The sequence below is a fragment of the Rhodococcus sp. G6(2025) genome (assembly GCF_058628105.1).
The window spans coordinates 6,292,808-6,318,259 of the sequence record NZ_CP179750.1 but is presented as its reverse complement, the minus strand read 5'-3'; the positions used below and the strand labels follow the sequence as shown (position 1 = coordinate 6,318,259).

Genomic DNA, 25,452 nt, shown 5'->3' with positions numbered 1-25,452 from the left:
GGATTCTTCCCGACAACTCTGAACAAATTCTGTGAATGCGCCCGCGGCGGGTCGCCGAGATCCGCAGAAATTGTGATGCGTGCCACAAACGCCCAGTAATCTAGGGGAATGTCCGGATGGTTGGCTCCACGTCCCGGTGACCCGGAGCGCGAAGGTGTCGGTGAAGAGCTGACACGCGTCGCGACGGCTCAGGCGGGTTTCTTCACCACTGCGCAGGTGCTGCGCCTCGGTTTCGCCGCCGACGAGATCGATGAGCGCGTCGCCGACGGCTCGTGGGTCAAGGTCGAGCGAGATCTGTTCCGCTTGAAGGATTGTCCGCACTCCGATCTCGAGGAGTTCGCGAAGTGGTGCACCTGGTTCGGTGCCGCCGCCGCGGTCTCCCACCAGAGTGCCGCCGAACTTCACGGCCTCGGGCACCTGTACCCGCGGTTCATCCACCTCTCGACGGTGCTGTCACCGCCGTCGCCGACGCAGCAACTGGCGCTGCACCGGCGTTCGCTCCGCCCGGAGGACTGCGAGCAGGTGGGACCCCTGCGCATCACCACGCCGCTGTGCACGGCACTCGACCTCGCCGCGAGCGGCATCTCGCAGGAACTGCTCGACGAAGTGGTCGCCGACGGCGTCGCGATCGGGCGACTGAATGCGCGCGCACTGCACGGGGAGTGCGGATCCCTGCCGGCGCAGGTGGCGCAGCGCGTCGAACACGCACTGGCCACCTGCACCTGACGGATCACCGATCCGGGATCAGAACGGCCACTCGCCGTCCCGGGTGCCCTCCAGGAGCGGGATCATCGAGAATCCGGCGTCCGATAGTCCGCCGAACGTGTGGCGGTTCGCGGACCCCGTCGGACCGTGTCCGTGGCGGTAGCCCGCCACGTTCCACGTGTACACGGGGACGTCGGCCGGGACGTGCCGGGTCGGATCGCCCCACGCCGCCTGCTCGTCGGTGACGATGACGACGCGGTCGTGGTCGCGGTAATGCTTCCGCACCGCCGACGCCGTGTCCGTGCCGCCCAGGTCGCCGAAACTGTCGACGACCCGCAGCACCGGCTGGTGCTTGAACGGCACGAACCGGCTGTCCGAGCCGAACTCGACCAGGTTGGCCCGCTCCGCGCGCGCCGCCAGTACGGTGCCGAACACCGCGGCCGCGTCCGCCCGCGTCAGTTCCGACCGCGCCGAGACGCGGCTGTAGAACATCGATCCGGACCGGTCGACGAGCACCAGGGTGCGGCCGGGTAGCGACGGGACCGCGGACAGCGACGCCCCGAGTGCCCGTTCGAGTGCGTGTCCCCACCGCAGGCTCGGCGCGTTCCGGTAGGCCGCGAGGAACCGCATCGGAAGCTGCCGCGACTTCACGACCTCCCCCGGATCGGCGATCCGGGCCGCTACCTGTTCCGCGACGTGGTCGGGGATCCCGGCCTCGTCGAAGTTCCTCAGGTTGCGCAGAAGAGCCATGTACCCCATGGACGGGATCACCGCCTGCCATGCTGCCGCATCCATCGGTCCCTGCAGCCAGCCGGCGAGCGACTCCCACGTCATGCCGGCCGCCGACAGCCGCTCCGGGGTCCGGAGGACGGCACGCCGATCCTCCGGCGGGAGCGCCGCCAGCGCCGCCCGTTCCGTGAGCATCCGCAGGCCGGTGGGGATCGTGTTCTCGCGTCCCTGCCGCCGGTCGATCGCGTGCCGGAACAGCTCGCCCTGCCACGTCGCCGACGGCGACGCATGGGTGAGCTCGAGGACGTCGCCGAAGCGGACGTCCCTGGAATCGGAATCCCACTTCAGCAGTGAGCGTTCCGAGTACAGGCGGACAGCGGCATCGGCGACACCGCGCTTGACCGGCTTCGGGATCGAACGACCGTGGCGCGCAATCCAGTAGGCGAGGATCTCACCCGGCTCGTCGGCCCGCTCCAGCGCCGAGGAGATCACGGCGCGGTTGCCGCCGTGCAGACCGGCGCCCAGCCGGGCCCGGACGAACTCGGCCGCGGCCACCACCGACGCCGAACGCAGATGCGCGTCGCGGCGCAGCCACCCGATCAGGCGGGCGGTCCACTCCGGGTCCGACAGCGTGACCTCGTGGACGAGCTGGACGAACCGGCCGTCGCGGTCCGGAGCCGACTCGTAGAACGTGTGCTCACCCACCATGTTGGTGACGGCGAGGAGGAACAGCTCGCTCTTCGCGTCGCGGGCGTAGCCGCTGCCGCCCTCGAACGTGCGGCCGGCCGGTTGCATTTCCGACGTGACAGGGCTCTGTACCTTGGTGCGGCGCAGCGTCTTCAGGTTGAACTTGCTCATGGGTGTTCCTCCTTCCGGGAGGTGTCGGTGCTCGTGGGGTGCGCGCCACCCGAGATCGAGGCGACGACGGGGTGCGGAGTCGAACCGCGTGCTTGCGCACTTCACCTGAGAAGTATCCGTCGTCTGCGCACCGGGTGGCGCGCACGCATGTCGTGCCGAGTTCGGAGTCGGCGGAGGCACGGACGCGCTCTACCACTGAGCTACAGGGACCTGCGTCCCTGACCGGATTCGAACCGGCGACCACGCGATCCACAGTCGAAGTAGCCCTCGCCTGCGCACCGGCACAACATGTTTCGTGAAGTGACTCTACGGGGCGCTGTGGGGGATGTCGCGTGAATTAATTCGTGCCGGAACCGGGCGCGACCAGGTGCCACGGAACGGTGAGGATGTTGTCGCGGAGCCGGCGGCGCTGGGGTTGCACGGGAAGTCCCTGCGCGCGCAGCAGTTCGAGGGCGGCCCGCCACCGCACCCGCGGTCCGAACGAGCCGTGCGGCGCCGCGGTGGCCCACGCACGATCCGCTGCCGCGAGGAGGGCGTGGACCGGCTCACCCGGGACGTTGCGATGGATCAGCGCCTTGGGTAGCCGTTCGGCGATGTCCGACGGCTTCTCCACGGCGAACGGATCCCATGCCAGCGTCAGCGACAGCGGGCGGGTGGCGTCGAGCAGCACCCACGCACAGCGGCGGCCCAGCTCGTCACACGTGCCGTCGACGATCAGCCCGCCCGGTGCGAGCCCGGACTGCATCCGCGCCCAGGCCGGCCCGACCGCATCCTCGGGATACTGACGCAGCACGTTGAACGCGCGGACCAGGACGGGGCGCAGTCCGGAGAGCTCGAACCCGCCGCGGGCGAAACTCACTCCGTTCCTGCTCTCGACCACACGCTCGGGATCGATCTCGAGCCCCACCACCCGGCGGTCGCCGCGCACGGCGGTCAACCGGTCGGCGAGCTCGAACGTGGTGTGCGGTCGGGCGCCGTACCCGAGGTCGACGACGAGCGGGTCGGCGGATGCGTGCAGCGTCCGGCGCACCAGCGCGTCGTGGACGAGCCAGCGGTCGCTGCGTCGCAGCCGATTGATGCCTGTCGTACCCCGGGTGATGACACCGTGAGGCCGCTTCAGCGTCGCTGAAGTCATGGGAAATCCGTGCGGTGGTTGCTAGTGCTGCGACAACCACGTTTCGGTGATCTCGGCCTCGGCGCGGAAGAGGTCGATCAGGTTGACGAGCATCAGCTGCTCGAGCTTCCCGCCGACGAACGGCAGGTACACCTTGGCCTCGGACGACGTGCGGAACGTGCACCCGGTCTCGGTGGCGAACAGTTTCATGGTGCCCGTGAGGCTGCCCGGCCCCGCCGGGATCGACGCCTCGTACGTGCCCGTGGTCGGCTCACCGAAGGGCGTGTACGACTCCTTGCGCGTGATGACCATGTCCTTCTTCATCACGGTCTGCGCGATCTCGGGGAGTTCCGAGCGCGGCAGGATGTGGTGCAGGACGATGTCGATCCCGTCGTCGGTCACCTCGAAGTGTTCGATGTGGTTCTCGGAGTACTTCCGCATCTCCTCGATGCGAGCATCCCAGTAGTCACGGTTGGTGAACGCGTTGTACACCTCTTTGGGGGTGTGCTTGTAACGGGCTGAGTAGTCGATGCGGCGAGCCATGATCGCCAAGGTTACCGGCTGTGACGGAACACAAGGGACACCCGCCCCAGGTCAGGCCCCGAGCCACTGCTCCGTGAACCCCTGCTCCTTCGCGATCAGGCGCAGGACCTCGTCCGCGATCGCGCTCTCGATCTTGCCGCCGATCAGCGGGATCCTCACGTCGGCCTTGCCTTCGACCTGCACGTTCGACCCGGAACCGGAAGCCGTCAGCGTCTGGGTCCCGGAGATCGTCGCGGGCGCACCCACGACCTCGGCGGTGAACGTGCCCTCGGCGTGATCGCCGTCGAGCGTGCCCCACGTCTCCGTGCGCTTGATCACCAGATCGCCGGAACGGACCTTCGAGACGATACTGGGCAGGTGCTCCGCGGGAATCGACTGCGACATGGCCACCGAGATGGTGCCGGGGCCGGTCGTGACCTCGTCCAGGGTTGCCCCCGGTCCTCCCACCCGGTCGAGACGGTCGCGCCAGTACTGCTCGGTGATCAGGCCCGCATGGACCTGGGCGACGGAAAACGCATAGGACGACGAATGCTCGATGCGGCGACTCACGATCCGCAGGCTACCGTTTGCGGTTGTGTGGGACGTGAGCATTGTCAGTCAACTCGTCGATTCGGGCGCATTCGTGTCCGAGAACCTCGAACTGTCGGGGATGACCACGCTGCGCGTGGGCGGGCCGGCGCGGATCGTGGCGGAGTGCCCGACCACGCAGGTCCTCGTCGACGTGGTGCGCCTTCTCGACGCCGCGCACATCCCGACGCTGATCCTTGCCGGCGGCTCCAATCTGGTGGTCGGAGACGGCGGATTCGACGGTGTGGTGGTGCGTGTGTGCAACACCACCGTCGGTCTGGAGGAGGGATTCGTCACTGCCGAGGCGGGCGCCGAGTGGGATCAGGTGGTCGCGCAGACCGTCGCCGCCGAGCTGGGCGGGCTGGAATGCCTGTCGGGGATTCCCGGGTCGACCGGGGCCACCCCGGTGCAGAACGTGGGCGCGTACGGCGTCGAGGTGGGGTCGATGCTGCGGCGGGTCCACCTCCTCGATCGACGCACCGGTGAGGCGCGCTGGGTCGAACCCGAGGCCCTCGGTCTCGGTTACCGCTCGAGCGTCCTCAAGCACTCCGATGCCGCCCTGGTGCTGGCCGTGGAACTGACCGTGCATCCCGACGGGCTCGGCGAGCCGCTGCGCTACCGCGAACTGGTGTCGGCGCTGAACAGTGCCGAGGGCGACCGGTTGCCGTCGGCGCAGGTCCGCGACGCCGTGCTGGACCTGCGGCGGGGCAAGGGCATGGTGCTCGATCCCGAGGATTACGACACCTGGAGCGCGGGCTCCTTCTTCACCAACCCCGTCGTTGCGGACGGCGAGTTGGCGGGTGTCCTCGCCGCGATCGAGACCCGCCTCGGCGACGTGCTTGTTCCTCAATACCCGGCCGACGGCGGAACCAAGTTGTCTGCGGGGTGGCTGATCGAGCGGGCCGGCTTCTCGAAGGGGTATCCCGGCGAGAACGCCGTCGCGCGGCTGTCGACCAAGCACACTCTCGCGTTGACCAATCGAGGTGCCGCGAAGAGCGAGGACCTGCTGGCATTGGCTCGCGACGTCCGGGACGGCGTCCAGGCGGCGTTCGGTGTCCGGCTCGAACCCGAACCCGTGACGGTGGGCTGCGCGATCTGAGACAGGTCCGTAGCGCAGGTAACCTGTTAGCTGTGCATGAACTGGGTTCTCGGACAAGTCGGTCGCGCGTCGCGTTGATCGCGGCGGCGCTGATCGCGTTTCTCGTTGTGCTGACCGGATGCACGGTCGGCTCCGAGTCGGGAACCGCCACCGCGCCGCCCGAACCGGCGGTCGAGGTCACCCAGAATCCGGCGTCGGGGACCGAGGACGTCAATCCGGTGGCGCAGATCTCCGCGACCGCGTCGCAGGGCACGTTCACCGACATCTCCCTCGTCAACGCGGAGGGGCGTGCCGTGCAGGGTGTGCTGTCACCCGACCGGACCACGTTCACCGTCGGGGAGGCGCTGGGCTACGGCGCCACGTACACGTGGAAGGGCACGGCGCTCGGCACGGATGGCAAGTCCGTCGCCGTCGACGGCAGCTTCACCACGGTCGAGCCCGAAGAGACGATCGGCGCCACACTCAACATCGCCGACGGTCAGGAAGTCGGGATCGCGGCCCCGATCATCGTCCAGTTCCACGAGTCCGTCGAGGACAAGGCGGCGGTCGAGAAGGCGATGATCGTCACGACCAACCCGCCCACACCCGGCTCATGGGCGTGGCTGCCCGACGACAACGGGTCGCGCGCGCACTGGCGTCCGCAGAACTACTGGGCGCCCGGCACCACCGTCGGCCTCGACGCCAAGCTGTACGGGCTGGACTTGGGCGACGGAGCGTATGGCGCGGAGGATCTGTCGCTGAACTTCACCGTCGGGCGCAGTCAGATCGTGATCGCGAACGCACCCAGCCACCGCATGCAGGTGGTGCGCGGCGGCGAGACCATCATGGACATCCCCGTCAGCTACGGCGAAGGGAACGAGGCCCGCAACGTCACGCGCAGCGGCATCCACATGGTGACCGAGAAGCACGAGGACTTCCTCATGTCCAACCCGCCGTTCTACGAGAACGTGCGGGAGCGCTGGGCGGTCCGCATCTCCAACAACGGCGAGTTCATCCACGCGAACCCCCAGACCATCGGCGTACAGGGTTCGTCCAACGTCACCAACGGCTGCATCAACCTGTCCCTCGGGGACGCCCAGCAGTACTTCGGCATCGCGATGTACGGCGATCCCGTCGAGGTCACCGGAACGTCCATCGACCTGTCGGCCGCTGACGGCGACATCTACGACTGGGCCCTCAGCTGGTCCGAATGGCAGTCCATGTCGGCCCTCGCATAGGCGAGCGAACTTTCTTCACACCCGGTGGAACCGAAACCGGGGCTGCTGCGTCTACCTGAATGAGGACGCGTCGACGGCGCCGTGTTCTCGGTTCACACAACTGTGGGGAGTCGTCCGCTGTCGAGGGGTCGACGGACGACCCCGACAGTCCGTTTCGGTCGAAAGTCGCTGATCGGCAGGGGGCTGTGGGATGGGATGGATGTTGCTGGGGGTCGTGACGATCGTGGCGGGACTGTGGACCGTGGTCCTGGTGCTCGAGCACCAGGACCGGCGGACAGCCGCGAACGCGTCTACGTCGTGCGGTGAAAACGCCCGGACGAAGCCTGATCTCGTGGCTTGACGACGATCTGGTCGATGTTCACGTGGGAGGGCCTCGAGGCGACGAACCCGACGACGTCCGCGACATCCGCGGCGACGAGCGGGGTGATGCCCTCGTAGACCTTGTCGGCACGCTCCTGGTCGCCTTCGAAACGCACCAGGGAGAACTCGGTTTCTACTGCGCCCGGCGCGATTTCGGTGAGACGGACCGGCTTGCCGAGCAGTTCTCCGCGCAGCGTGCGGTGCAGGACGCCCTCCGCGTGCTTGGCGGTCGTGTATCCGGAACCGTTGTCGTACGCCTCGAGCGCGGCCAGCGACGTGATGGTGACGACCAGACCGTCACCCGACTCGATCAACTTCGGCAGCAGCGCCTTGGTGATCCGAAGGGTGCCCAGGACATTGGTCTCCCACATCCACCGCCAGTCGTCGAGATCGGCCTCGGCGACGGTGGCCAGTCCCTTGGCGCCGCCCGCATTGTTCACGAGCACGTCGACCCTCGGCAGTACCGCGCTGAACGCGTCCACGGAATCCTGGTCCGTGACGTCGAGTTCGAGCGCGGTACCGCCGATGTCTTCGGCGATCTTCTCCAGACGATCCAGTCGCCGGGCCCCGATGACCACATGAAATCCCTGCGCGGCCAGGGTGCGGGCGGTGGCTTCTCCGATTCCGGAGCTCGCCCCGGTGACGACGGCGATGCGGGTGTCAGGTGAAAAGGTCATGCCGACATGTTAGGGCTCGTCGATGACGGAGTAGCCACTCGCGTCGCCGGCGACGCTGCGGCTGCGCTCGCCCCGGATGTCGACGGGGACGTCGCCGGCCAGGGTGATGCGGTTGAGTCGCCGGTACTGATCGTCGTAGTCGGCGACGGCGTAGTGCTGAGTGGCACGGTTGTCCCAGATCGCCACGTCGCCCGACTGCCAGTTCCACCGGGTCGTGAACTCGAGCGAGATCGCGTGATCCTGCAGAACTCGGAAGAGTGCCTGCGACTGGGTGCTGCTCAGGCCGACCAGGCTCTTGACGAAGTGACCGAGCAGCAGTGTGCGCTCGCCGGTCTCGGGGTGCACCCGCACCACCGGGTGCTCCGTCTCGAAGTAGGTGGACTGGAACTCGGCGCGGTACTCCTTCGCCTTGTCGTCCTGCGCGCGTTCCGCGCTGGTCGCCGCGTAGTCGTAGACGTTGGTGTGCGTCGCCCACAGGTTGTCGGCGAGGACCTTCAGCGGCTCGGGCAGCGCGTTGTAGGCGGCGACACCCGACGCCCAGGTGGTGGATCCGCCGTAGGTGGGGAGTTGCACGGCGCGCAGGATCGACGCCTTCGGGATGCGATCGACGAACGTGACGTCGGTGTGCCAGCTGTTGGCCTTGCCGTAGTCGGAGTCGATGGGCAGCACCTTGGTGCCACGCGACGTGACGGTCGGATGCGCGGTGGTGGGGGAGCCGAGAAGCTCCGCGAACTCGTACTGCGAGTCGTCGGTCAGATGTTCCTGGCCACGGAAGAAGATCACCTTGTGCTCGAGCAGGGCCTGACGGATGAGCGACACGGTGGCGGGGTCGAGGTTGCCGCCGAGCCGGACGCCGTCGATCCGGGCGCCGATGTGTGCACCGAGCTTGACGACGCTCGCCGCGTTCGGGGAACCCTCGGCGTCTGTCACGTGCTCGGGCGCGAAATCGATGGACATGGTGAGCCTTTCGGATACCGGAGACGGTGTGGAGTCCCGTAACCGAACCATCGGGCGGTGTGTCGCCGGAAGGATTTGCGTCACCCTGATCGCAACGGGCCGCGGAGCTTCCGTGTGATCGCGACGACGCAGAGCAGGCTGAGCAGTGTGACCGCGGTGAGGTAGACCGGTCCGACAGCATCGACGCGACGGGGATGACGATCAGCCACACGAACGAGGCGATAAGCGTGAAGACGAGCACCAGTGTCTTGCTCATGCCCAGGACCTTCGTCGAATAGGACAGCAGGTACGCCATGAAGATGTATCCGACCGTGTTGATGCCGATGAACGCGCCCGCCGCCAGCAGCACTTCGCGCAGGTTCTCCCGCAGTACGGTGACGATCGGCAGTCGTTGATCGCGGTGGGTGCTCTTGACCTTCTCGAAGTCGGGGCTCTCGGTGATGGTGAACCGGATGACGAGCCCCATCAGCACCATTACCGCGCCGCCGATCGGCCGTGCGATGAAGCTGACGGAGAACGTCGCGAACGCCGCCAGCGTGCCCGCGATGGAGGAGAAGGACGGAAAGAACAACGGGCCGAACACGATTGCCGCGGCCATGCCGTAAATGAAGTAGTCGTACCACTCGATGGCGGTCCCGATGAGACTGGCGCCGGCCACCTTCGGCGGCCGGACGGTCGCCCGGGGTGTCACGGAGATCTGGGTGGAGGTCATGTCGATTTCCTTCGAGGGCACGAACGACTGTTCGGTCAGGATGGCGATCTCTGCCGTCTGATCCGCGTCGTCGCGGAGGCGATCACGTCGGTACATCTCACCCCTGTAACCGTACGTTCGGTTGGTATCTTGGCGGTTCGTGTGGTGAGACACTCTTGTAGTCAAGAGTGGCGATGCTCTCCGATGTGCGCCGCAGGCGGCGCCTCGCAACGGCGGGAACTGCGGAAGTGGCGCGGCGCGGATCCACACGCCGACGCGCCCTCCGATTGGTGAAACCGACCGAAGCTGCTAGTTTCGTGTCATGTCTTCAGGCCAGTCGACCGCTCCGCGGGTCACCTATGTGACTTCCGCGCTGGGCTCGCGGCTGCCCTTGGCGCGGGAACTGTGTTGTCGCTGTCTCAGCATCTGCAGCTAATTCGCGCAGTCTTCTCCTGATCGATCGTCCTCGGTCGTCCCACTCTCGACCCGGGACGGATGCAGCGTTCGGACGAAGGTGCGCACCGCCTCCGCTTGCAAGGACTGCCACGTGTCTACCCCCACTCTTTCCAGCCCCACCCGGACCGGCTCCGCATCTCGATTCCAGCGGCCCGTGTCCCGTCCCCGTCTCCACATCGTTCCCCCTGAGCTGCGGATCAGCGACGGCCCGGCCGCCGGTGTACTGCGGGTGGCCCGGTCTCGCGGGCCGCTGTCCAGGGACGTCGCCGCGAAAGCGACCGGCCTGAGCATCGCCACCGTCAACCGTCAGGTGTCGGCGCTCCTCGACCTCGGGCTGCTGCGCGAACGCGGCGACCTCACGCCGTCCGGCGCCATCGGTCGTCCGCGGGTTCCGTTCGAGGTCAACCACGAGCCCTACCTGACGGTGGGCATCCACATCGGCGCGGTCGTGACCAGCATCATCGCCAGTGACCTGCGAGGGAAGGTCCTCGGCGCGGTCGAGGTACCCACCCCGCAGGGAGCGTCCGCCGACGCACTCGCCGGCATCGCACGCAGCGCGCGGGCCTTCGCCTCCCGCTGGCACCGGCGTCGCCCGCTGTGGGCGGGTGTCGCACTCGGCGGTCGGGTCGATCCGCAGACCGGTGTCGTCGACCATCCCCGACTGGGATGGAAGTCCGCCCAGGTCGGCGCCATCATCGCGACCGGACTCGGGTTGCCCGTCTCCGTCGCGGCGCACGTCGAGGCGATGGCCGCATCCGAACTGCTGCTGAGCCCGGACAGCGAAGACGGTGTCGCGCAAGGCGAAACGGGCCTGTACTTCTACGCCCGTGAGACGGCGGGCATCGCGATCACCATCGACGGCCGTGTTCACACTCCGTCGAGCGGTCCCGGATCGATCGCGCACTTGCCGACGGGCTCGTCGGCGCAGTGCTCGTGCGGTTCACGCGGGTGCCTCGAGGCGACGATCAGCGATCGCGCGGTCATCTCCGCAGCCCTCGACGCGGGCATCCTCGCGGAGTCGAACCAGCGGCCGACGATGAGTGCCCTCTACAAGGCGGCGTCGTCGGGTTCCGTTCCCGCGCATGAACTTCTGGTGGAACGTGCTCAGGTGCTCGGGAAGACGGTCGCCATGCTGCGGGACCTGTTCAACCCGGACCGGGTGATCCTCGGGGGCCAGGCGTTCACCGAGTACCCGGCCGGTATCCCGCACGTCGCCGAGGCCTTCGCGCAGGCATCGTCGCTGGAACGCAGGGACATTCGAATCTCCGGTTTCGGCAACCGGGTGCAGGAGTATGCCTCGACGGTGGTGTCGCTGAGCACCATCTACTCCGATCCGGTCGGAGCGATGCGCCGGACGTCGATCTAGCGTCACAGCACTTCGTCAGCCGCACAGGCAATAGCCTGTGCGGCTGACGAATTCGTGTGCATCGCTCCGGGCGCCGACTCCCCGGTGGATCTCAGAGTTTGCGCAGCCCGTCGAGGACGCGTTCCATCAGATTCCGGTCCGGGCCGGTGGACCCGGCGGTCTCGTTCACGGTGACCGCCCCGGCCGCCGCGAGGTCGCCGACGAGTACGCGCGCGACCCCGAGTGGGATCGACGCGAGCGACGCGATCTCGGCCACCGACCGCGGTTCGGCGCACAGCGCGAAGACGCGGCGCAGTTCGTCCGGCGCAAGCATCCCGTCCACCACGGTGTCGCCGTCCGCGCGGGCGACGATGACCGCCTCCAGTGGCAGATCGACCCCGGACTCGGTCCGCCCGCCCGTGAGGATGAACGGCCGGACGATGGAGACGGTGTCCTCGGGCGCCACCCACTCGGTGGACTCGACAGCAGCACTGTCGGCCGCCTCGGGAGTCCGATCGGCAGGTTCGGGCACGGGTTCGACCTGCTCGGGAGCGGCCTCGGCCGGGACGGGCTCCACCCATTCGGCCGACTGCGTCGGGCTCGGGTCCTGCTCTTTCCTGGCGCTGCGGCGCCGGCCGGCTGATCCGAAGCGCGCCCCTGTCGCGCCGATCAACGGCCAGTTCTCATCGCTCACAGTCATCGGTTGGGACCCTTCTCGCACTACCCCACCCGCTCCATGGTCCCAAACCCGCGTTGCGTGCGAACGAACCGGTCCCTGTGATTCCCGCTACAGGGTGTGCGTGAGCGTTAGATTTGCTGCGTGACCCACTGGCGGCAGAACTCGGATCCGTTCCTCGCTCCCGATCTCGGCCGGTCCGCGCTGCTCGTCGTCGACACGCAGGTGGACTTCGTGGACGGCGGGACCGCCCCGATTCCCGGCACCTCGGCGGTGCTGCCCGCGATCGCGCGTCTCGTGGACGCCTACCGGGAGGCCTCGGCCCCGATCGTGCACGTCGTCCGGTTGTACGAGGGCGACGACGTGGACCTGTGCCGGCGCCGCGTGATCGCGGCCGGACTCGACATCGCCAGACCGGGCACCGCCGGCTCCCAGGTGGCGCCGGAGCTGGGGGTGCCGCCGCTCGACCCCGAGTCGCTCCTCGGCGGCGGTCTCCAGACCGTCTCGCCCACCGAGCACATCCTGTTCAAACCCCGGTGGAGTTCGTTCTACCGCACCGAACTCGACGACCGCCTGCGCCAGTGGCGGGTCGACACCGTGGTGATCGCGGGATGCAACTACCCCAACTGCCCGCGCGCCACGATCGTCGACGCCAGCGAACGCGACTACAAGGTGCTCGTCGCAGCCGACGCGATCTCGGGCGTCGACGCGCGTCACCTGGAGGAGGCCGGGCGAATAGGGGTTCTCCACGCGGAGACCGACGAGATCGTCGAGGCATTGCAGCCACCCGAGCTCGAGGTGATCAGCTGAGCGGCGGCGCGGATGTCGCGTCCGGTGGCGCGCCCCGCCTGCGCAGCTCCGCCCGCGCCCGCCCGATACCGCCGTGTTCCAACGCGGCGAGTGGTGATTCGTCGGCCCAGACGAGCTCACCGCGACGGCGGACCGTCACACTCATCGAGCCGGCGAGGTGCTCGAGGGCGCCGGGAATGTTGCGACGCTCGGCAGGAAGCGGAACCGGCAGCACGTGCGCCGAGCCCAGCGGGGAACCGCCCTCGATTTCGACGCTCCACGTGCGATTGCGGCCCCGCAGCCACCACCGATCGTCCGTGACGTGCGCCCGGACGGGGGAGGTGACCGGGTTGCCGAGGCGGAACACCGTGCCGTCGGGCAGCGCGACGACGACGGCCGTGACCTCGGTGCGCAGCCCACCCGCGGTGATCTCGCCGCCCGCGAACGCGACACATGCCTGCCGGTCGGCGAAACCCTGAGCCTGGCCCCACCACCAGGAGTCGGGGAAACCGCCCTTGCCCCAATTCTTTTCGCCGTAGACCTGGGCGCCGTCGAGGTCGATCTCGGTGCCGCCCAGCACGGCCGTGCCCTCGGCCCGGCCGCCGAGCAGCCACGGGTGCCAGTACTGGTTCAGTGCGGGCACGGTCTGGAACACACTCGACCCGCCGAGCCTGCGCCGCGGCCACGGAACCTGGGCGCCGACCCGGACGTCGAGGCGGGCGTCCGGCCCGAGATCCACCCGCACGCGGTCGACGGACCCGCGGAACGCGTCGCCGGCGAACGCGCCGAGTCCGGCAGGGTTGGCGTAGCCCTCCGGATGCGCGGCGGTCCGCAGGAACCGGGTGGGATGACCGGCGAGACCGAGCGTCGCCCAGTGCCCGTCCGCGGCCCGGTTGATCCCCGCCAGCGCGATGACGACCTGTCCCGTCGCGGGCTGGGTGAACCGCCAGAAATAGCCTTCCATCGCGACGTCGTGCGCGGCGAGGAGGTTGCCGAACGGCAGATCCGCTCCCGTGGCGCGGTATGCCCGCAGCAGTCGTGACATCGGTCAGCTTCCCGGCTGGGGGTGAAGCACCGCCTGCGACTGCGTCACCTGCGCCACGAGACGGTCCTCGTCGTCCCGCAGTTCGGTGACGACGGCGACCGTGGTTCGTCCGGCGTGCAGCGGACGCGCGGTCGCGGTGACGGTGCCCTTGCGGACGCCGCGGGTGAACACCGTGCTCGAACTCGTGGTCGACGTCGACGCTCCCGCCGGAAGGTTGAGAAACGCGCAGACGGCTCCGACGCTGTCGGCGAGCGTCATCAGCGCCCCGCCGTGCATGCCGTTTCCCGCGGTCGTGCGGTGCTGTTCCCACTCGAGGTGCCCGACGACCTCCTCGGGTGCGGCCTTGGTGAGACGAACCCCGGTGTGCACGGCGAACGGCATGGTCGCGACGAGATCAGCGGGATCCATACCCGTGGATGCTAGGCGCGGAACCACACCCGCGCAGGCGGTTCGCGGGGCTAGATTGGCGGGATGTCCAGTCTGTCGGAAGCCGCCCGCCGGTCGGGCCGGGCGCGGGGGAGCGCCGCCGCGGTGGTCGGATTCTTCGCCGCAGGCTGGTTCGGCTGGGCCATGGCCGTCGACCTTCGCCGCCCCCTCACCGTGCTCCTCGACGCCGCCATCGTGGTGGCGCTCGTCGTCGCCGTGCTGGGAGCGGTACTCGCCGTGCGTAGTCCCGCCGAGAGTTCCGCGTTGGCGGACCGGGCGGTCCGGCGGCGGTACACCCTCGTGGTGGTGGTCGAGTTCGCGGTGATCTGGGCGGGCGCCGCCGTTCTCGGAAACACGGGTCTGTCGGCGTGGATACCGGTCTGGGTGTGCTTCGCCGTCGGCGTCCACTTCGTGCCGTTGGCCGGCGTACTCGGCGAGTCGTCGTTGACCGTCCTCGGTGCGCTGCTCGTCGTGGTCGCCGCTGCCGGGCTCGTCGTGGGTCTGACGACCACCGTGGCACCCGGCACGGTGACCGGGATCGGGGCGGGCGGATGCCTCCTCGCCGCAGCCGTCCTCACCCTGGCGGGGAAGCGGTTCTCCGGCAGGAGGACACCCGGGCCGGTCGATCAGAGGGGCAGCGAAGACTCCGCGAGGCCGGCCGGTGCCCCGCGGCGGCGGAACCATTCCTGACCGAACGCCGCCCGCAACTGGTCTTCGGGCATCTGCAGGAACGGGCCGAAATCCCCGATCTGGGTGGCGTGCGCGTGCATCGCGGCGCGCTTGGCGTCCATGGCCGAGGTGACGTCCACGACCGTGGTGATCTCGGAGTCCGGCAGACCGAACGTGTCGAGGTCCGGTGGCTGGGTGTTCTCGGACCACTCCGGATTGGCGGCCATGAGCCGCCGGATGTGGTCGCGGCTCACGGCGGCCTCGTAGACGTGCGGCACACCGGCCAGTTCGGCGGCCCGGATGCCCACGTGATGCACCTGGACATGATCGGGATGACCGTAGCCACCGTTGGGGTCGTAGATGGTGACCACGTCGGCGGATTCCTCGACGAGGATCGCGGCCAGCCGGGCAGCGGCCTCCTCGACGTCGACGTTGCAGAACGCGGCGGGGTTCTCGTTCTCCGGCGTTCCCGCCATCCCGGAATCCGCGTAGTGCAGCAACACCACACGCTGGGCGCCGAGCAGCGACGTCGACTCCTCCAGCTCGCGGCGCCGACGCTCGGCGAGTGATTCGCCGTCGGTCAGGATCCCGTCGGGGGCCTCGCCGAGCGCCCCGTCCGTCGCGGTGACCACGACGACGCGATGACCGGCGTCGGCGGCCTGACGCATCACGCCGCCCGTGGTGAACACTTCGTCGTCGGGATGGGCGTGGAAACACACCAGGACACTCATGAGCGCAATACTTGCACGTGCTGGAAGTCGCGGCCACGATCTGTGAGGCTCGACGCGTGCTCGGTACCTATCGTCAGATCTTCGCCGCCCCCGGCTCCGCAGCGTTCTCCGCCGCAGGATTCGTTGCGCGGGTACCGATCGCCATGGTCGGCATCGGCATCGTCACGATGCTGTCCGAACTGCGCGGCGACTACGCACTGGCCGGTGCCCTCGCCGCGGTGTTCGCGCTGACCTACGCGTTCATCACCCCGGTCGTGTCCCGGGCGGTGGATCGGTACGGGCAGTCCCGTGTCCTTCCCGTCGCGTCGGGGATCAGCGCGACGTCCATCGCCGCGATGCTGGTGTGCGTCCGGTTCGGGACGCCCGACTGGGTGCTGTTCGTGTGGGCCGTTCCCGCCGGCTGCATGCCCACGATCGGTGCGATGGTGCGCGCCCGCTGGACCGAGCTGTACCGCGGCACGTCACTGTTGCGGACGGCGTTCGCGTTCGAGGCGGTGGTGGACGAGCTGTGCTTCATTGCGGGACCGGTGGTCTCCGTCGGATTGTCCGTCACGGTGTTCCCCGAGGCGGGACCGCTCGCGGGTCTCGTCCTGCTGGTGGTCGGCACGCTCGCACTCGTCGCTCAGCGCGGCACCGAACCCCCCGTGCATTCGGCAACGCACGACGGTCGCCCGTCCGTCGTCCGGACCCCCGCCGTGTGGATCCTCGTGGCGGTGATGGTGTCGATGGGCACGATCTTCGGCGTCATCGACGTCGGTGCCATCGCCTTCACCCGAAGCCACGACGCACCCGCCTCCGCCACCGTGGTGCTGGCCCTGTTCGCGGCCGGTTCCGCTGTGGCGGGCATCGTGTTCGGCGCGATCCGGGTGTCGGCGCCGCTCCGGAAACAGCTGATGGTCGCGGTCCTCGCGGTGGCAGTCCTGACGGTTCCACTCCTTCTGGCCGACAGCATTCCGGCGCTCGCCGTCGCCTACGCGGTGGCGGGGATGACGGTGGCACCGATCATGATCGTCACGACCGGTCTCGTCGAGCAGATCGTGCCCGCGGCCGCGCTGACCGAGGGCATCACCTGGATCGTCACCGGACTGGGTGTCGGCGTCGCGATGGGGTCGGCACTCGCGGGCCGGATGATCGACGAATTCGGCACGACCGCGGGTTACGCGGTGGCGGCGGTCGCCGCGCTGCTGGCCTCTATGGTGACCCCATGGCTATTCGTGAAACAGTCGGCGTCGACGGAACGCCCCTCGTCTACTCGGTGACCGGTGCCCCCGACGCGCGGACCCTGGTCCTCCTGCACGGTTGGGCGCAGTCCTCGAAGTGCTGGGGCCCCGGGGTGCTCGACGAACTCGCGGCCCGCTACCGCGTCATCGCCGTCGACCTGCGCGGACACGGCTACTCAGGTGCACCCGACGCGGGCTACGACGACTCCGCGATCTGGGCCGGGGACGTCGACGCGGTACTCACGGCCGAAGGCGTCACGTCCGGCGCCGTGCTCCTCGGCTGGTCCTACGGCGGCCTCGTGATCTGCGACTACCTGGCGTCGCACGGCACGTCCGCCGTCGACGGCGTGGTCCTCGTCGGAGCCATCACCAGCATCGGTCGCGGGGAGGCAGGCGGCAAGGTCGGCGCGGCGATGCGCGCGGCGATCCCCGGCGCGATGTCCGAGGAGCCGCGCGACGCGATCCGCGCGCTGGGCGCGTTCGGCAACGCGCTCACCGGACCGCCGGAAGGCAAGGGCGCACAGTCGCAGGCGCTGTTCGGGGCCAGCCTCGCCACCCCGCCCCGGGTGCGGGCCGCCCTCTTCAACCGGTCCGCGAGTCACGACGAGCTGCTCCGCTCGCTCGACGTGCCGGTGCTCGTCCTGCACGGCACCGAGGACTCCGTCGTCGACGTCTCAGCTGGTAGGCACGCTGCAGAGCTGATCCCGCAGGCGCGGGCGTCGTTCTGGGAAGGCTGCGATCACGGACCGTTCGTGGAGGATCCCGACAGGTTCGTGAAAGAGGTCGGCGAGTTCGTCGACAACCTCGGTTAAAGGGGCCGATCGGTGAGGGAGCACTATGGAGTGGTGACGCCCATGCACAATTCGCGCCCCCGCAGGGTGGCCGTCCTCTCGGTCCACACCTCACCACTGGCGCAGCCCGGTACCGGCGATGCGGGCGGCATGAACGTCTACGTGCTGCAGTCCGCCATCCAGATGGCGCGTCGCGGCGTCGAGGTGGAAATCTTCACCCGGGCCACGTCGTCCGCCGACGCACCGGTCCAGGAAGCGGCCCCGGGGGTCCTCGTCCGCAACGTGGTGGCCGGCCCGTTCGAGGGGCTGGACAAGCAGGATCTGCCCACGCAGCTCTGCGCGTTCGTCGCCGGGGTGCTCCGCGAGGAGGCCCGCCACGAACCGGGCTACTACAACCTGGTGCACTCGCACTACTGGTTGTCGGGGCAGGTCGGCTGGCTCGCCCGCGACCGCTGGGGTGTGCCGCTCGTGCACACGGCGCACACGCTCGCGGCGGTCAAGAATCTGTCGCTCGCCGATGGTGACACTCCCGAACCGGCCGCCCGCCAGATCGGCGAGCAGCAGGTGGTCGCCGAGTCCGACCGGCTCGTGGCCAACACCACCGAGGAATCCGATCAGCTGGTCCGCCACTACGGCGCCGACCCGAACCGGATCGACGTGGTGGCGCCGGGCGCCGATCTGACGCGGTACCGGCCGGGCGACCGGGCCGCCGCCCGGGCGAAGCTGGGGCTCGACCCGCGTGAGACCGTCGTGACGTTCGTCGGACGCATCCAGCCGCTCAAGGCGCCCGACGTCCTGCTCCGCGCCGCCGCCGAGCTGATCGCCCGAGATCCCGAATCGACACTGCGGGTGCTCGTGGTCGGCGGCCCGTCCGGGTCCGGGCTGGCCCGGCCGGACGCGTTGATCGAACTCGCGTCTTCGCTCGGCATCGCCGCTCGGGTGACGTTCCTGCCGCCGCAGGCGCCCGACCGGCTCGTCGACGTGTACCGGGCTTCGGATCTCGTTGCGGTGCCGAGCTATTCGGAGTCGTTCGGGCTGGTGGCCATCGAGGCGCAAGCCTGCGGCACTCCGGTGATCGCCGCGAACGTGGGCGGTCTCGGCGTCGCCGTCCGGAACGGCGAAACCGGGCTTCTCGTGGACGGGCACCGCACCGAGGACTGGGCGACGGCGTTGCAGTCGCTGGTCTCCGAGCCGGGCAGGCTCGCCGCGCTGGCCGCCGAGGCTCCGCGTCACGCGGAGAATTTCTCCTGGGAACACACCGCCGACGGCCTCCTCGAGAGCTATCGGATGGCGACCGTCAACTACAACTACGGACACGGCCCCAGCGAATTCTCCCCGCGTCGCGGACGCGGATTGTGGAAGCTGCGCAGGGCCGGAGGGGTGCGCGCATGAGCGAGCTGGCCGACGTGATCGAGTCCGCCCTGACCGAACGTGAGATGGACTTCACCAGGAAGGACTCGACGCACTTTATCGTCGAGTTGCCCGGCGAGCGCAAGCTCAAGACCACCACGCTCCTGACCGTCGGCAAGCACGGTCTGCGCGTCGAGGCGTTCGTCTGCCGCAAACCCGACGAGAACTTCGAAGGCGTCTACAAGTACCTGCTGCGGCGCAATCGCCGGTTGTACTCGGTGGCGTACACGATCGACAAGATCGGCGACATCTACCTGGTCGGTCAGATCGCCGAGCACGCGGTGACCGCGGACGAACTGGACCGGATTCTCGGGCAGGTGCTCGAGGCGGCCGACGGCGACTTCAACACTCTCCTCGAGCTCGGATTCGCCGAGTCCATCAAGCGCGAATGGGAGTGGCGCGTCTCACGCGGGGAGTCGCTGGCGAACCTGAAACCGTTCGAGCATCTCATCGAGGACTCGCAGGCCTGAGTGCTGGTCGACCGCCCGCGGACGGGAAATACGCGCGGGTAGAGTTGCGGCGAGCTTGTGACTGTTGTCACAGGTTAGGTACATGTGTCTGATGTTCACAGAAACTTGTACCGACAACTGCTGCTGCAACACTTCGAGGGAGAGGCCCCAGTGAGCTTCAAGAGCCCGTTTCCGGACGTCGAGATTCCGAACCTCAGTGTCTACGATTTCCTTTTCGGCCAGGTCGACACGGCCGATGGGGACCGGCCCGCGCTGATCGACGGTGCCTCCGGCGCGGTCACCACGTACCAGTCGCTGGTCGCCCAGATCAACGGGGTGGCAGGGGCGCTGGCCGCGCGCGGTCTCGCCGTCGGCGAGGTGGTGGGTCTGCATTCGCCGAACGTTCCCGCGTTCGCGTCGGTGTTCCACGGGATCCTGCGGGCCGGTGGCGTCGCGACCACCATCAACGCCCTCTACACCGCCGAGGACATCGCCAAGCAGCTCACCGACTCGAAGGCGAAGTTCCTGTTCACCGTCTCCCCGCTGCTGCCGCAGGCCAAGGCCGCGGCCGCGAAGGTCGGGATTCCGGTAGCGAACGTGATCGTCCTCGACGGCGCCGACGGGCACCCGTCGCTGAAAGATCTGCTGGCCGAGCGCGCCTCCGCCCCGGAGGTGTCGTTCGATCCGGCGACCCAGCTGGCGGTGCTGCCGTATTCGTCCGGGACCACCGGCCGGCCGAAGGGGGTGATGCTCACGCATCGCAACCTGGTGGCGAATGTGTGTCAGATCAACCCGCGGATGGGCATCGGCGCCGACGACAAGCTCCTGGCGGTGCTGCCGTTCTTCCACATCTACGGGATGACGGTGCTGCTGAACGCGGCCCTGTACAACCGGGCGAGCTTGGTGACGATGCCGAAGTTCGACCTGGTCGAATTCCTGTCGATCGTGTCCGGCCAGAGGTGCACGTATGTGTTCATCGCCCCGCCGGTCGCGGTGGCGTTGGCCAAGCATCCGCTGGTCGACGATTACGACCTGTCGAGTGTGCATTCGATCTTCTCCGGCGCCGCCCCGCTGGATCAGGAGCTGGGCAAGGCCGTCGCGAACCGGCTGGGTTGCCGGGTGCGGCAGGGCTACGGGATGTCGGAGATGAGCCCGGTCTCGCATGCGATTCCGTTCGACCGTGACGACATCGCCCTGGATTCGGTGGGTCCGTCGATCGCGAACATGGAATGCAAGCTGGTCGACCCGGCCACCGGCGAGGAGGTCGCCTACCCGGCCGAGGGTGTCAGCGCACCGGGTGAGTTGTGGTGCAAGGGCCCGAACATCATGGCCGGGTACCTCGGCAACGACGAGGCCACCGCGGAGACCCTGGACGGGGACGGGTACCTGCACACCGGCGACATCGCGACCGTCGACTCCGAGGGCGTCGTGACGATCGTGGACCGGATGAAGGAGCTGATCAAGTACAAGGGCTACCAGGTGCCGCCCGCCGAGCTGGAGGCGTTGCTGTTGACGCACCCGCAGATCGCCGACGCCGCCGTCATCGGGGTTCTCGACGACGAGGGTGAGGAGGTGCCGAAGGCGTTCGTCGTCCGCCAGCCCGGTGCCGAATTGGACGAGGCTGCGGTCATCGCGTTCGTCGCCGAGCGGGTGTCGCCGCACAAGAAGGTCCGCAAGGTCGAGTTCATCGACCTGGTGCCGAAGTCCGCCGCGGGCAAGATCCTCCGCAAGGATCTGCGGGCCAGCGAGGCCGGCCGGAGCTGACGGCAGGGGTTCACGGCGCGAGGGTTCCGGGAGGCATGCCAGGATGAACGGCATGAGTACCGGAACCCTTGTGCTGCTCCGCCACGGCGAGAGCGAATGGAATGCGCTCAACTTGTTCACCGGCTGGGTGGACGTCCACCTGACCGATAAGGGCATCGCCGAGGGCAAGCGCGCCGGCGAATTGCTGCTCGAGCACAACCTGCTCCCCGACGTGCTGTACACGTCGCTGCTGCGCCGCGCGATCAGCACCGCCAACATCGCGCTCGACACCGCCGACCGGCACTGGATTCCCGTCACCCGCGACTGGCGTCTCAACGAGCGCCACTACGGTGCCCTGCAGGGACGCAACAAGGCGCAGGTCAAGGAGAAGTACGGCGACGAGCAGTTCATGCTGTGGCGCCGCAGCTACGACACCCCGCCGCCGCCGATCGAGGCAGGCAGCGAATACAGCCAGGACACCGATCCCCGCTACGCGAACCTCGATGAGGTCCCGCTGACGGAGTGCCTGAAGGACGTCGTCGTCCGCCTGATCCCGTACTGGGAAGACACCATCTCCGCCGACCTGAAGGCCGGCAAGACCGTGCTGATCACCGCGCACGGCAACTCGCTGCGCGCCCTCGTCAAGCACCTCGACGGAATCTCCGACGAGGACATCGCGGGCCTGAACATCCCGACGGGCATCCCGCTGCGCTACGACCTGGACGAGAACCTGAAGCCGCTCAACCCCGGCGGCACGTACCTCGACCCCGAAGCCGCCGCCGCGGGCGCCGCCGCGGTCGCGAACCAGGGCGGGAAGTAACCCGTGCGTCCGGCCGGACGTCCCGTTCGCGGGACGTCCGGCCAACGGCAGGTTAACTACGGACGAAGACTCCGGTTCCCGCGTGTGACGTGCGCGGAAATGCCTGGACCCTGCGTAACCGGCCCGCCGCGCGAACGTACGATTCAGGCGTGAGTGTTGTTCAAGCCGTCTTGCTTGCCATCGTGGGCGGCTTCGTCGGTTACCTCGTCGGTGGCGTGCTGATCCCCATGCTGTCCACCCGGCAGGCGCAGCGGATGGAAGAGAAGTCCGGGCTCACGATGTCGCAGGTCCTCGACCTGATCGTGCTGGCATCCGAGAGCGGCATCGCCGTGGTCGACCAGTTCCACGACGTCGTCCTGTTCAACCCCCGGGCGGAGGAGCTGGGCCTGGTGCGGAACCGGCTCGTCGACGACCGTGCGTGGGTGGCGGCGCTCCGGGTCCTCGAAACCGGCGAACCCGTCGAGGTCGACCTGAGTACCAAGAACCCGCAGCGGGGACGGGATCGGATCGCGGTGCGCGGCACCGCACGTCTGCTCAGCAAGGAAGACCACAACTTCGTGGTCCTGTTCGCCGACGACGACTCCGAGCAAGTCCGGATGGAAGCGACCCGCCGCGACTTCGTCGCCAACGTCAGCCACGAACTCAAGACCCCGGTCGGCGCGATGGGTCTGCTGGCGGAGGCACTCCTCGAATCGGCGGACGACCCCGAGTCGGTCCGGCACTTCGGCGAACGCGTGCTCAGTGAATCCGTCCGGCTCGGCAAGATGGTCACCGAACTGATCGCGCTGTCGCGGCTGCAGGGCGCCGAGAAACTGCCCGACCTCGAAGCCGTCTCCGTCGACGAGGTGGTGGACGAGGCGCTGCAGCGTTGCAAGATCTCCGCGGAAGCCGCCGGGATCGCCGTCACCACGGACCACAACAGCGGCTACGAGGTGCTCGGCGACCGCGCCCTGCTCGTCACCGCCCTGTCCAATCTGGTCCAGAACGCGATCGCCTATTCGCCGAAGGGCGCCCCGGTGTCGGTGAGCCGGTCGATCCGCGGCGACAACGTGGCGATCTCGGTGACCGACCGCGGCGAAGGCATCGCCAAGGCCGACCAGGAGCGCGTGTTCGAACGCTTCTTCCGCGTCGACAAGGCGCGCGCCCGCGCGACCGGCGGAACGGGACTCGGTCTTGCGATCGTCAAACACGTGGCCGCCAACCACAACGGATCCATCGACCTGTGGAGCAAGCCCGGAACAGGTTCGACGTTTACCCTGCAGATTCCTGCACACATCGAGACAGTGGACGCCGAGAGCGGAAACGTCGGGAAGAGAGAAACCGGTATGGAGGCCAAGCGATGACAAGTGTGCTGATCGTGGAAGACGAGGAGTCACTGGCCGACCCATTGGCATTCCTGTTACGCAAGGAAGGGTTCGAGACGACGATCGTCGGCGACGGACCGTCCGCGCTCGCCGAGTTCGACCGGGCCGGTGCCGACATCGTCCTCCTCGACCTCATGCTGCCCGGCATGAGCGGCACGGACGTCTGCAAGCAACTCCGCAGCCGGTCCGGTGTCCCCGTCATCATGGTGACGGCACGGGACAGTGAGATCGACAAGGTGGTGGGCCTCGAACTCGGCGCCGACGACTACGTGACCAAGCCGTACTCGGCGCGGGAACTGATCGCCCGCATCCGCGCGGTGCTGCGCCGCGGCGTCGACAGCGAACTCGACGTCGCGCAGGACTCGGCCGTCCTCGAGGCGGGGCCGGTCCGGATGGACGTCGAACGTCACGTGGTCCAGGTGAACGGCGAGGCTGTCACGCTGCCGCTCAAGGAGTTCGACCTCCTCGAGTACCTGCTGCGGAACTCGGGCCGGGTGCTCACCCGCGGGCAGCTGATCGACCGGGTGTGGGGCGCGGACTACGTCGGCGACACCAAGACCCTCGACGTGCACGTCAAGCGTCTGCGTTCGAAGATCGAGACCGACCCGGCCAAGCCGGAGCATCTCGTCACCGTCCGAGGCCTGGGCTACAAACTGGAGGCGTGAGCGGACGCCGATCCGCCACGGTTACAGAAGAATTCGTCAGCCGCACACGCAATTGCGTGTGCGGCTGACGAATTCGTGGGCGTGCGTCAGAACGGGTTGTACACGTAGACACCGCGGAACGGCGCCGAGATGACCTGCGTGAGGGCGTGTTCGCCTCCCTGGTCGTCGAACTGCCTGCAGTAGACCGCGACGTAGTGCCCGTCGCCCTTGCACTCGATGACCCGGCCGGTTCCGTACGGGCTCAGCACGAGCGCCCGGTCACCCTTGTCGCCGAACGCACCCGGATCGAACGGTGCGACGAAGTTCGCCGTCTTGTCGTAGAAGGTGTTCCAGTCCGGGGTCGGCTGGGCGGACGCGGTCGGCGCGAGGGCAAGCGTCGCGGCGGCGGTCAACAGGGCACCTGTCAGAATTCGAGCGAACATGATCTCTCCCGTCATGGCTGTGCCCGGAATGGGGCCGTGACGGGTAAATCGACCGATGGGTCTGATGCGTTACTCGGCGGCCTTCCGCTGGGCGGCGGCGGTGGCGGGGTGCACGGCGACGAGGCCGAGGCCTGCCCTGCGCTTGCACATCTTCGCCAACTCCGAGTACGCCGCCTTGCCGAGCAGTTCCGTCAACTCGGGTGCGTACGACTGCCAGACGGCCTTGACTCCGACGTGGGCGTCGGGGGAGCCGGAGCAGTACCAGTCCAGGTCCGAGCCGCCCTCGCCCCAGCCGCGTCGGTCGTACTCGCTGATGGTGGTCTTGAGGATCTGCTCGCCGTCCGGGCGTTCCACCCACTCCTGGGTGCGGCGGATCGGGAGCTGCCAGCACACGTCGGGCTTGACCTCGAGAGGCTCGATCCCGCGCTTGAGGGCCATCGAGTGGAGCGCGCAACCGACGCCGCCCTCGAAGCCGGGACGGTTCAGGAAGATGCAGGCGCCGTGGTAGCGGCGGGTGCGCAGCGCGGGCTCGTCCTCGAGGTCGTCCTCCTCGACGTAACCCTTCTTGCCGAGACCCTTCTCCATGAACTGCCAGTCCTCGGGTGTGAGCATCTTCACTGACTTGTTCAGCTTCTCCAGGTCCTCCTCGTCGGAGAGGAACGCGCCGTGGGAGCAGCAGCCGTCGTCCGGCCGGTCGCCGATGATGCCCTGGCAGGCGGGGGTGCCGAACACGCAGGTCCAGTGGGAGAGCAGCCACGTCATGTCCGCGGCGATGATGTGCTCGCTGTTGTCGGGATCGGGAAATTCGACCCATTCGCGAGCGAAGTCGAGGGGTACTTCCGGGCTGGGTGTCATCTTGTGTGAACGCCCTGCTTTACGTGCTGTCACAAAGCCCGACGGTAGACCCAGTACCG

Annotated in this window: 28 protein-coding genes; 16 read left to right on the top strand and 12 right to left on the bottom strand. The window is 68.3% G+C overall.

Going from position 1 to position 25,452, the window contains the following annotated elements; genetic code table 11:
• The first annotated feature begins 108 nt into the window (after positions 1-108).
• The gene (locus tag ACLIVD_RS29310) at positions 109-726 is read left to right on the top strand and encodes a type IV toxin-antitoxin system AbiEi family antitoxin domain-containing protein (RefSeq protein WP_105416033.1); all 618 of its coding nucleotides are present in this window, start codon (positions 109-111) and stop codon (positions 724-726) included.
• Between the two features lie 18 nt (positions 727-744).
• On the opposite strand, the gene ACLIVD_RS29305 is transcribed toward ACLIVD_RS29310, so the two are convergent.
• The 4 genes from ACLIVD_RS29305 to ACLIVD_RS29290 form a co-directional block, all read right to left on the bottom strand.
• Positions 745-2,292, bottom strand: a complete 1,548-nt coding sequence (locus ACLIVD_RS29305; protein WP_317570159.1) for a TROVE domain-containing protein — start codon at positions 2,290-2,292, stop codon at positions 745-747.
• Between the two features lie 337 nt (positions 2,293-2,629).
• Positions 2,630-3,427 carry a hypothetical protein gene (locus ACLIVD_RS29300; RefSeq protein ID WP_009474768.1) on the bottom strand — a complete coding sequence of 266 codons (798 nt, stop codon included), beginning with the start codon at positions 3,425-3,427 and terminating at the stop codon, positions 2,630-2,632.
• Between the two features lie 21 nt (positions 3,428-3,448).
• Positions 3,449-3,949, bottom strand: a complete 501-nt coding sequence (locus ACLIVD_RS29295; protein WP_073365587.1) for a DUF2505 domain-containing protein — start codon at positions 3,947-3,949, stop codon at positions 3,449-3,451.
• Between the two features lie 51 nt (positions 3,950-4,000).
• The gene (locus ACLIVD_RS29290; RefSeq protein ID WP_491931060.1) at positions 4,001-4,498 is read right to left on the bottom strand and encodes a DUF2505 domain-containing protein; all 498 of its coding nucleotides are present in this window, start codon (positions 4,496-4,498) and stop codon (positions 4,001-4,003) included.
• A gap of 25 nt (positions 4,499-4,523) precedes the next feature.
• Here ACLIVD_RS29290 and ACLIVD_RS29285 point away from each other — a divergent pair, with 25 nt between their 5' ends.
• Both ACLIVD_RS29285 and ACLIVD_RS29280 read left to right on the top strand, forming a co-directional pair.
• Positions 4,524-5,615, top strand: a complete 1,092-nt coding sequence (locus tag ACLIVD_RS29285; RefSeq protein ID WP_491932931.1) for a UDP-N-acetylmuramate dehydrogenase — start codon at positions 4,524-4,526, stop codon at positions 5,613-5,615.
• A 32-nt stretch (positions 5,616-5,647) separates the two neighbouring features.
• Positions 5,648-6,832, top strand: a complete 1,185-nt coding sequence (locus ACLIVD_RS29280) for a L,D-transpeptidase (RefSeq protein ID WP_491931059.1) — start codon at positions 5,648-5,650, stop codon at positions 6,830-6,832.
• Positions 6,833-7,122: 290 nt separating this feature from the next.
• Here ACLIVD_RS29280 and ACLIVD_RS29275 read toward each other — a convergent pair whose 3' ends face one another.
• Together ACLIVD_RS29275 and ACLIVD_RS29270 are read right to left on the bottom strand one after the other, a co-directional pair.
• Complete coding sequence (locus ACLIVD_RS29275; protein ID WP_037237881.1) at positions 7,123-7,869, bottom strand: SDR family NAD(P)-dependent oxidoreductase; 747 nt, start codon at positions 7,867-7,869, stop codon at positions 7,123-7,125.
• Between the two features lie 9 nt (positions 7,870-7,878).
• Positions 7,879-8,826, bottom strand: a complete 948-nt coding sequence (locus tag ACLIVD_RS29270; protein ID WP_317570152.1) for a TauD/TfdA dioxygenase family protein — start codon at positions 8,824-8,826, stop codon at positions 7,879-7,881.
• 452 nt (positions 8,827-9,278) lie between these two features.
• Here ACLIVD_RS29270 and ACLIVD_RS29265 point away from each other — a divergent pair, with 452 nt between their 5' ends.
• From ACLIVD_RS29265 to ACLIVD_RS29255, 3 genes are all read left to right on the top strand, one after another.
• Positions 9,279-9,431, top strand: a complete 153-nt coding sequence (locus ACLIVD_RS29265; RefSeq protein ID WP_491931058.1) for a hypothetical protein — start codon at positions 9,279-9,281, stop codon at positions 9,429-9,431.
• Positions 9,432-9,464: 33 nt separating this feature from the next.
• On the top strand, positions 9,465-9,599 hold the full coding sequence (locus ACLIVD_RS29260) for a hypothetical protein (protein WP_491931057.1): 135 nt from the start codon (positions 9,465-9,467) through the stop codon (positions 9,597-9,599).
• Positions 9,600-10,064: 465 nt separating this feature from the next.
• Positions 10,065-11,339 (top strand): ROK family transcriptional regulator, encoded by a 1,275-nt coding sequence (locus ACLIVD_RS29255; protein ID WP_009474758.1) that lies wholly within the window; start codon positions 10,065-10,067, stop codon positions 11,337-11,339.
• 91 nt (positions 11,340-11,430) lie between these two features.
• On the opposite strand, the gene ACLIVD_RS29250 is transcribed toward ACLIVD_RS29255, so the two are convergent.
• The gene (locus ACLIVD_RS29250) at positions 11,431-12,018 is read right to left on the bottom strand and encodes a DUF742 domain-containing protein (protein WP_283352844.1); all 588 of its coding nucleotides are present in this window, start codon (positions 12,016-12,018) and stop codon (positions 11,431-11,433) included.
• Positions 12,019-12,138: 120 nt separating this feature from the next.
• Here ACLIVD_RS29250 and ACLIVD_RS29245 point away from each other — a divergent pair, with 120 nt between their 5' ends.
• A complete protein-coding gene (locus ACLIVD_RS29245; protein WP_280779869.1) occupies positions 12,139-12,804 on the top strand; it encodes a cysteine hydrolase family protein in 666 nt (221 codons plus the stop codon).
• Here ACLIVD_RS29245 and ACLIVD_RS29240 read toward each other — a convergent pair.
• Complete coding sequence (locus ACLIVD_RS29240) at positions 12,797-13,828, bottom strand: tocopherol cyclase family protein (protein WP_283331003.1); 1,032 nt, start codon at positions 13,826-13,828, stop codon at positions 12,797-12,799. The genes ACLIVD_RS29245 and ACLIVD_RS29240 overlap by 8 nt on opposite strands.
• Positions 13,829-13,831: 3 nt before the next feature.
• Positions 13,832-14,236 carry a PaaI family thioesterase gene (locus tag ACLIVD_RS29235; protein ID WP_005251933.1) on the bottom strand — a complete coding sequence of 135 codons (405 nt, stop codon included), beginning with the start codon at positions 14,234-14,236 and terminating at the stop codon, positions 13,832-13,834.
• Positions 14,237-14,299: 63 nt separating this feature from the next.
• Between ACLIVD_RS29235 and ACLIVD_RS29230 the strand changes: the two genes are divergently transcribed.
• Positions 14,300-14,944, top strand: coding sequence for a hypothetical protein (locus ACLIVD_RS29230; RefSeq protein WP_491931056.1), 645 nt, complete (start codon positions 14,300-14,302; stop codon positions 14,942-14,944).
• Here the strand turns inward: ACLIVD_RS29230 and ACLIVD_RS29225 are convergent.
• The gene (locus ACLIVD_RS29225) at positions 14,881-15,654 is read right to left on the bottom strand and encodes a PIG-L family deacetylase (RefSeq protein WP_005251935.1); all 774 of its coding nucleotides are present in this window, start codon (positions 15,652-15,654) and stop codon (positions 14,881-14,883) included. The two genes, ACLIVD_RS29230 and ACLIVD_RS29225, sit on opposite strands and share 64 nt — an antisense overlap.
• Positions 15,655-15,710: 56 nt before the next feature.
• On the opposite strand from ACLIVD_RS29225, the gene ACLIVD_RS29220 reads away from it, so the two are divergent.
• The 8 genes from ACLIVD_RS29220 to ACLIVD_RS29185 all read left to right on the top strand — a co-directional run bounded on the left by ACLIVD_RS29220 (position 15,711) and on the right by ACLIVD_RS29185 (position 24,116).
• The gene (locus ACLIVD_RS29220; protein ID WP_491931055.1) at positions 15,711-16,913 is read left to right on the top strand and encodes an MFS transporter; all 1,203 of its coding nucleotides are present in this window, start codon (positions 15,711-15,713) and stop codon (positions 16,911-16,913) included.
• Positions 16,859-17,686, top strand: coding sequence for an alpha/beta fold hydrolase (locus tag ACLIVD_RS29215; RefSeq protein ID WP_283331006.1), 828 nt, complete (start codon positions 16,859-16,861; stop codon positions 17,684-17,686). The genes ACLIVD_RS29220 and ACLIVD_RS29215 overlap by 55 nt, the downstream gene beginning before the upstream one ends.
• 12 nt (positions 17,687-17,698) lie before the next feature.
• Positions 17,699-19,057 carry a D-inositol-3-phosphate glycosyltransferase gene (gene mshA / locus ACLIVD_RS29210; protein ID WP_179443231.1) on the top strand — a complete coding sequence of 453 codons (1,359 nt, stop codon included), beginning with the start codon at positions 17,699-17,701 and terminating at the stop codon, positions 19,055-19,057.
• A complete protein-coding gene (locus tag ACLIVD_RS29205; protein WP_105416006.1) occupies positions 19,054-19,545 on the top strand; it encodes a type III secretion system chaperone family protein in 492 nt (163 codons plus the stop codon). The genes mshA and ACLIVD_RS29205 overlap by 4 nt, the downstream gene beginning before the upstream one ends.
• A gap of 150 nt (positions 19,546-19,695) precedes the next feature.
• The gene (locus ACLIVD_RS29200) at positions 19,696-21,288 is read left to right on the top strand and encodes an AMP-binding protein (RefSeq protein ID WP_283352847.1); all 1,593 of its coding nucleotides are present in this window, start codon (positions 19,696-19,698) and stop codon (positions 21,286-21,288) included.
• Between the two features lie 43 nt (positions 21,289-21,331).
• Positions 21,332-22,087 carry a phosphoglyceromutase gene (locus tag ACLIVD_RS29195; protein ID WP_206031898.1) on the top strand — a complete coding sequence of 252 codons (756 nt, stop codon included), beginning with the start codon at positions 21,332-21,334 and terminating at the stop codon, positions 22,085-22,087.
• A gap of 149 nt (positions 22,088-22,236) precedes the next feature.
• Positions 22,237-23,430 carry a sensor histidine kinase gene (locus ACLIVD_RS29190; protein ID WP_280779878.1) on the top strand — a complete coding sequence of 398 codons (1,194 nt, stop codon included), beginning with the start codon at positions 22,237-22,239 and terminating at the stop codon, positions 23,428-23,430.
• Complete coding sequence (locus tag ACLIVD_RS29185) at positions 23,427-24,116, top strand: winged helix-turn-helix domain-containing protein (RefSeq protein ID WP_005251956.1); 690 nt, start codon at positions 23,427-23,429, stop codon at positions 24,114-24,116. The genes ACLIVD_RS29190 and ACLIVD_RS29185 overlap by 4 nt, the downstream gene beginning before the upstream one ends.
• An 86-nt stretch (positions 24,117-24,202) precedes the next feature.
• Here the strand turns inward: ACLIVD_RS29185 and ACLIVD_RS29180 are convergent, their stop codons facing one another.
• Entirely contained in the window at positions 24,203-24,538 is a 336-nt protein-coding gene (locus ACLIVD_RS29180; RefSeq protein WP_280779879.1) for a hypothetical protein, read from the bottom strand.
• 69 nt (positions 24,539-24,607) lie between these two features.
• On the bottom strand, positions 24,608-25,393 hold the full coding sequence (locus ACLIVD_RS29175) for a DUF3109 family protein (RefSeq protein WP_280779880.1): 786 nt from the start codon (positions 25,391-25,393) through the stop codon (positions 24,608-24,610).
• Positions 25,394-25,452 lie beyond the last annotated feature (59 nt).

Excerpts from the sequence above, each read along its gene's own strand:
- ACLIVD_RS29215 (WP_283331006.1), top strand. The coding sequence starts at position 16,859 with ATGGCTATTCGTGAAACAGTCGGCGTCGACGGAACGCCCCTCGTCTAC.
- ACLIVD_RS29250 (WP_283352844.1), bottom strand. The coding sequence starts at position 12,018 with ATGACTGTGAGCGATGAGAACTGGCCGTTGATCGGCGCGACAGGGGCG.
- ACLIVD_RS29265 (WP_491931058.1), top strand. The coding sequence starts at position 9,279 with ATGACGAGCCCCATCAGCACCATTACCGCGCCGCCGATCGGCCGTGCG.
- ACLIVD_RS29300 (WP_009474768.1), bottom strand. The coding sequence starts at position 3,427 with ATGACTTCAGCGACGCTGAAGCGGCCTCACGGTGTCATCACCCGGGGT.
- ACLIVD_RS29295 (WP_073365587.1), bottom strand. The coding sequence starts at position 3,949 with ATGGCTCGCCGCATCGACTACTCAGCCCGTTACAAGCACACCCCCAAA.
- ACLIVD_RS29195 (WP_206031898.1), top strand. The coding sequence starts at position 21,332 with ATGAACGGCATGAGTACCGGAACCCTTGTGCTGCTCCGCCACGGCGAG.
- ACLIVD_RS29230 (WP_491931056.1), top strand. The coding sequence starts at position 14,300 with ATGTCCAGTCTGTCGGAAGCCGCCCGCCGGTCGGGCCGGGCGCGGGGG.
- ACLIVD_RS29175 (WP_280779880.1), bottom strand. The coding sequence starts at position 25,393 with ATGACACCCAGCCCGGAAGTACCCCTCGACTTCGCTCGCGAATGGGTC.
- ACLIVD_RS29275 (WP_037237881.1), bottom strand. The coding sequence starts at position 7,869 with ATGACCTTTTCACCTGACACCCGCATCGCCGTCGTCACCGGGGCGAGC.
- ACLIVD_RS29185 (WP_005251956.1), top strand. The coding sequence starts at position 23,427 with ATGACAAGTGTGCTGATCGTGGAAGACGAGGAGTCACTGGCCGACCCA.
- ACLIVD_RS29240 (WP_283331003.1), bottom strand. The coding sequence starts at position 13,828 with ATGTCACGACTGCTGCGGGCATACCGCGCCACGGGAGCGGATCTGCCG.
- ACLIVD_RS29310 (WP_105416033.1), top strand. The coding sequence starts at position 109 with ATGTCCGGATGGTTGGCTCCACGTCCCGGTGACCCGGAGCGCGAAGGT.
- ACLIVD_RS29305 (WP_317570159.1), bottom strand. The coding sequence starts at position 2,292 with ATGAGCAAGTTCAACCTGAAGACGCTGCGCCGCACCAAGGTACAGAGC.
- ACLIVD_RS29235 (WP_005251933.1), bottom strand. The coding sequence starts at position 14,236 with ATGGATCCCGCTGATCTCGTCGCGACCATGCCGTTCGCCGTGCACACC.
- ACLIVD_RS29205 (WP_105416006.1), top strand. The coding sequence starts at position 19,054 with ATGAGCGAGCTGGCCGACGTGATCGAGTCCGCCCTGACCGAACGTGAG.
- ACLIVD_RS29225 (WP_005251935.1), bottom strand. The coding sequence starts at position 15,654 with ATGAGTGTCCTGGTGTGTTTCCACGCCCATCCCGACGACGAAGTGTTC.
- ACLIVD_RS29260 (WP_491931057.1), top strand. The coding sequence starts at position 9,465 with ATGAGACTGGCGCCGGCCACCTTCGGCGGCCGGACGGTCGCCCGGGGT.
- ACLIVD_RS29180 (WP_280779879.1), bottom strand. The coding sequence starts at position 24,538 with ATGTTCGCTCGAATTCTGACAGGTGCCCTGTTGACCGCCGCCGCGACG.
- ACLIVD_RS29270 (WP_317570152.1), bottom strand. The coding sequence starts at position 8,826 with ATGTCCATCGATTTCGCGCCCGAGCACGTGACAGACGCCGAGGGTTCC.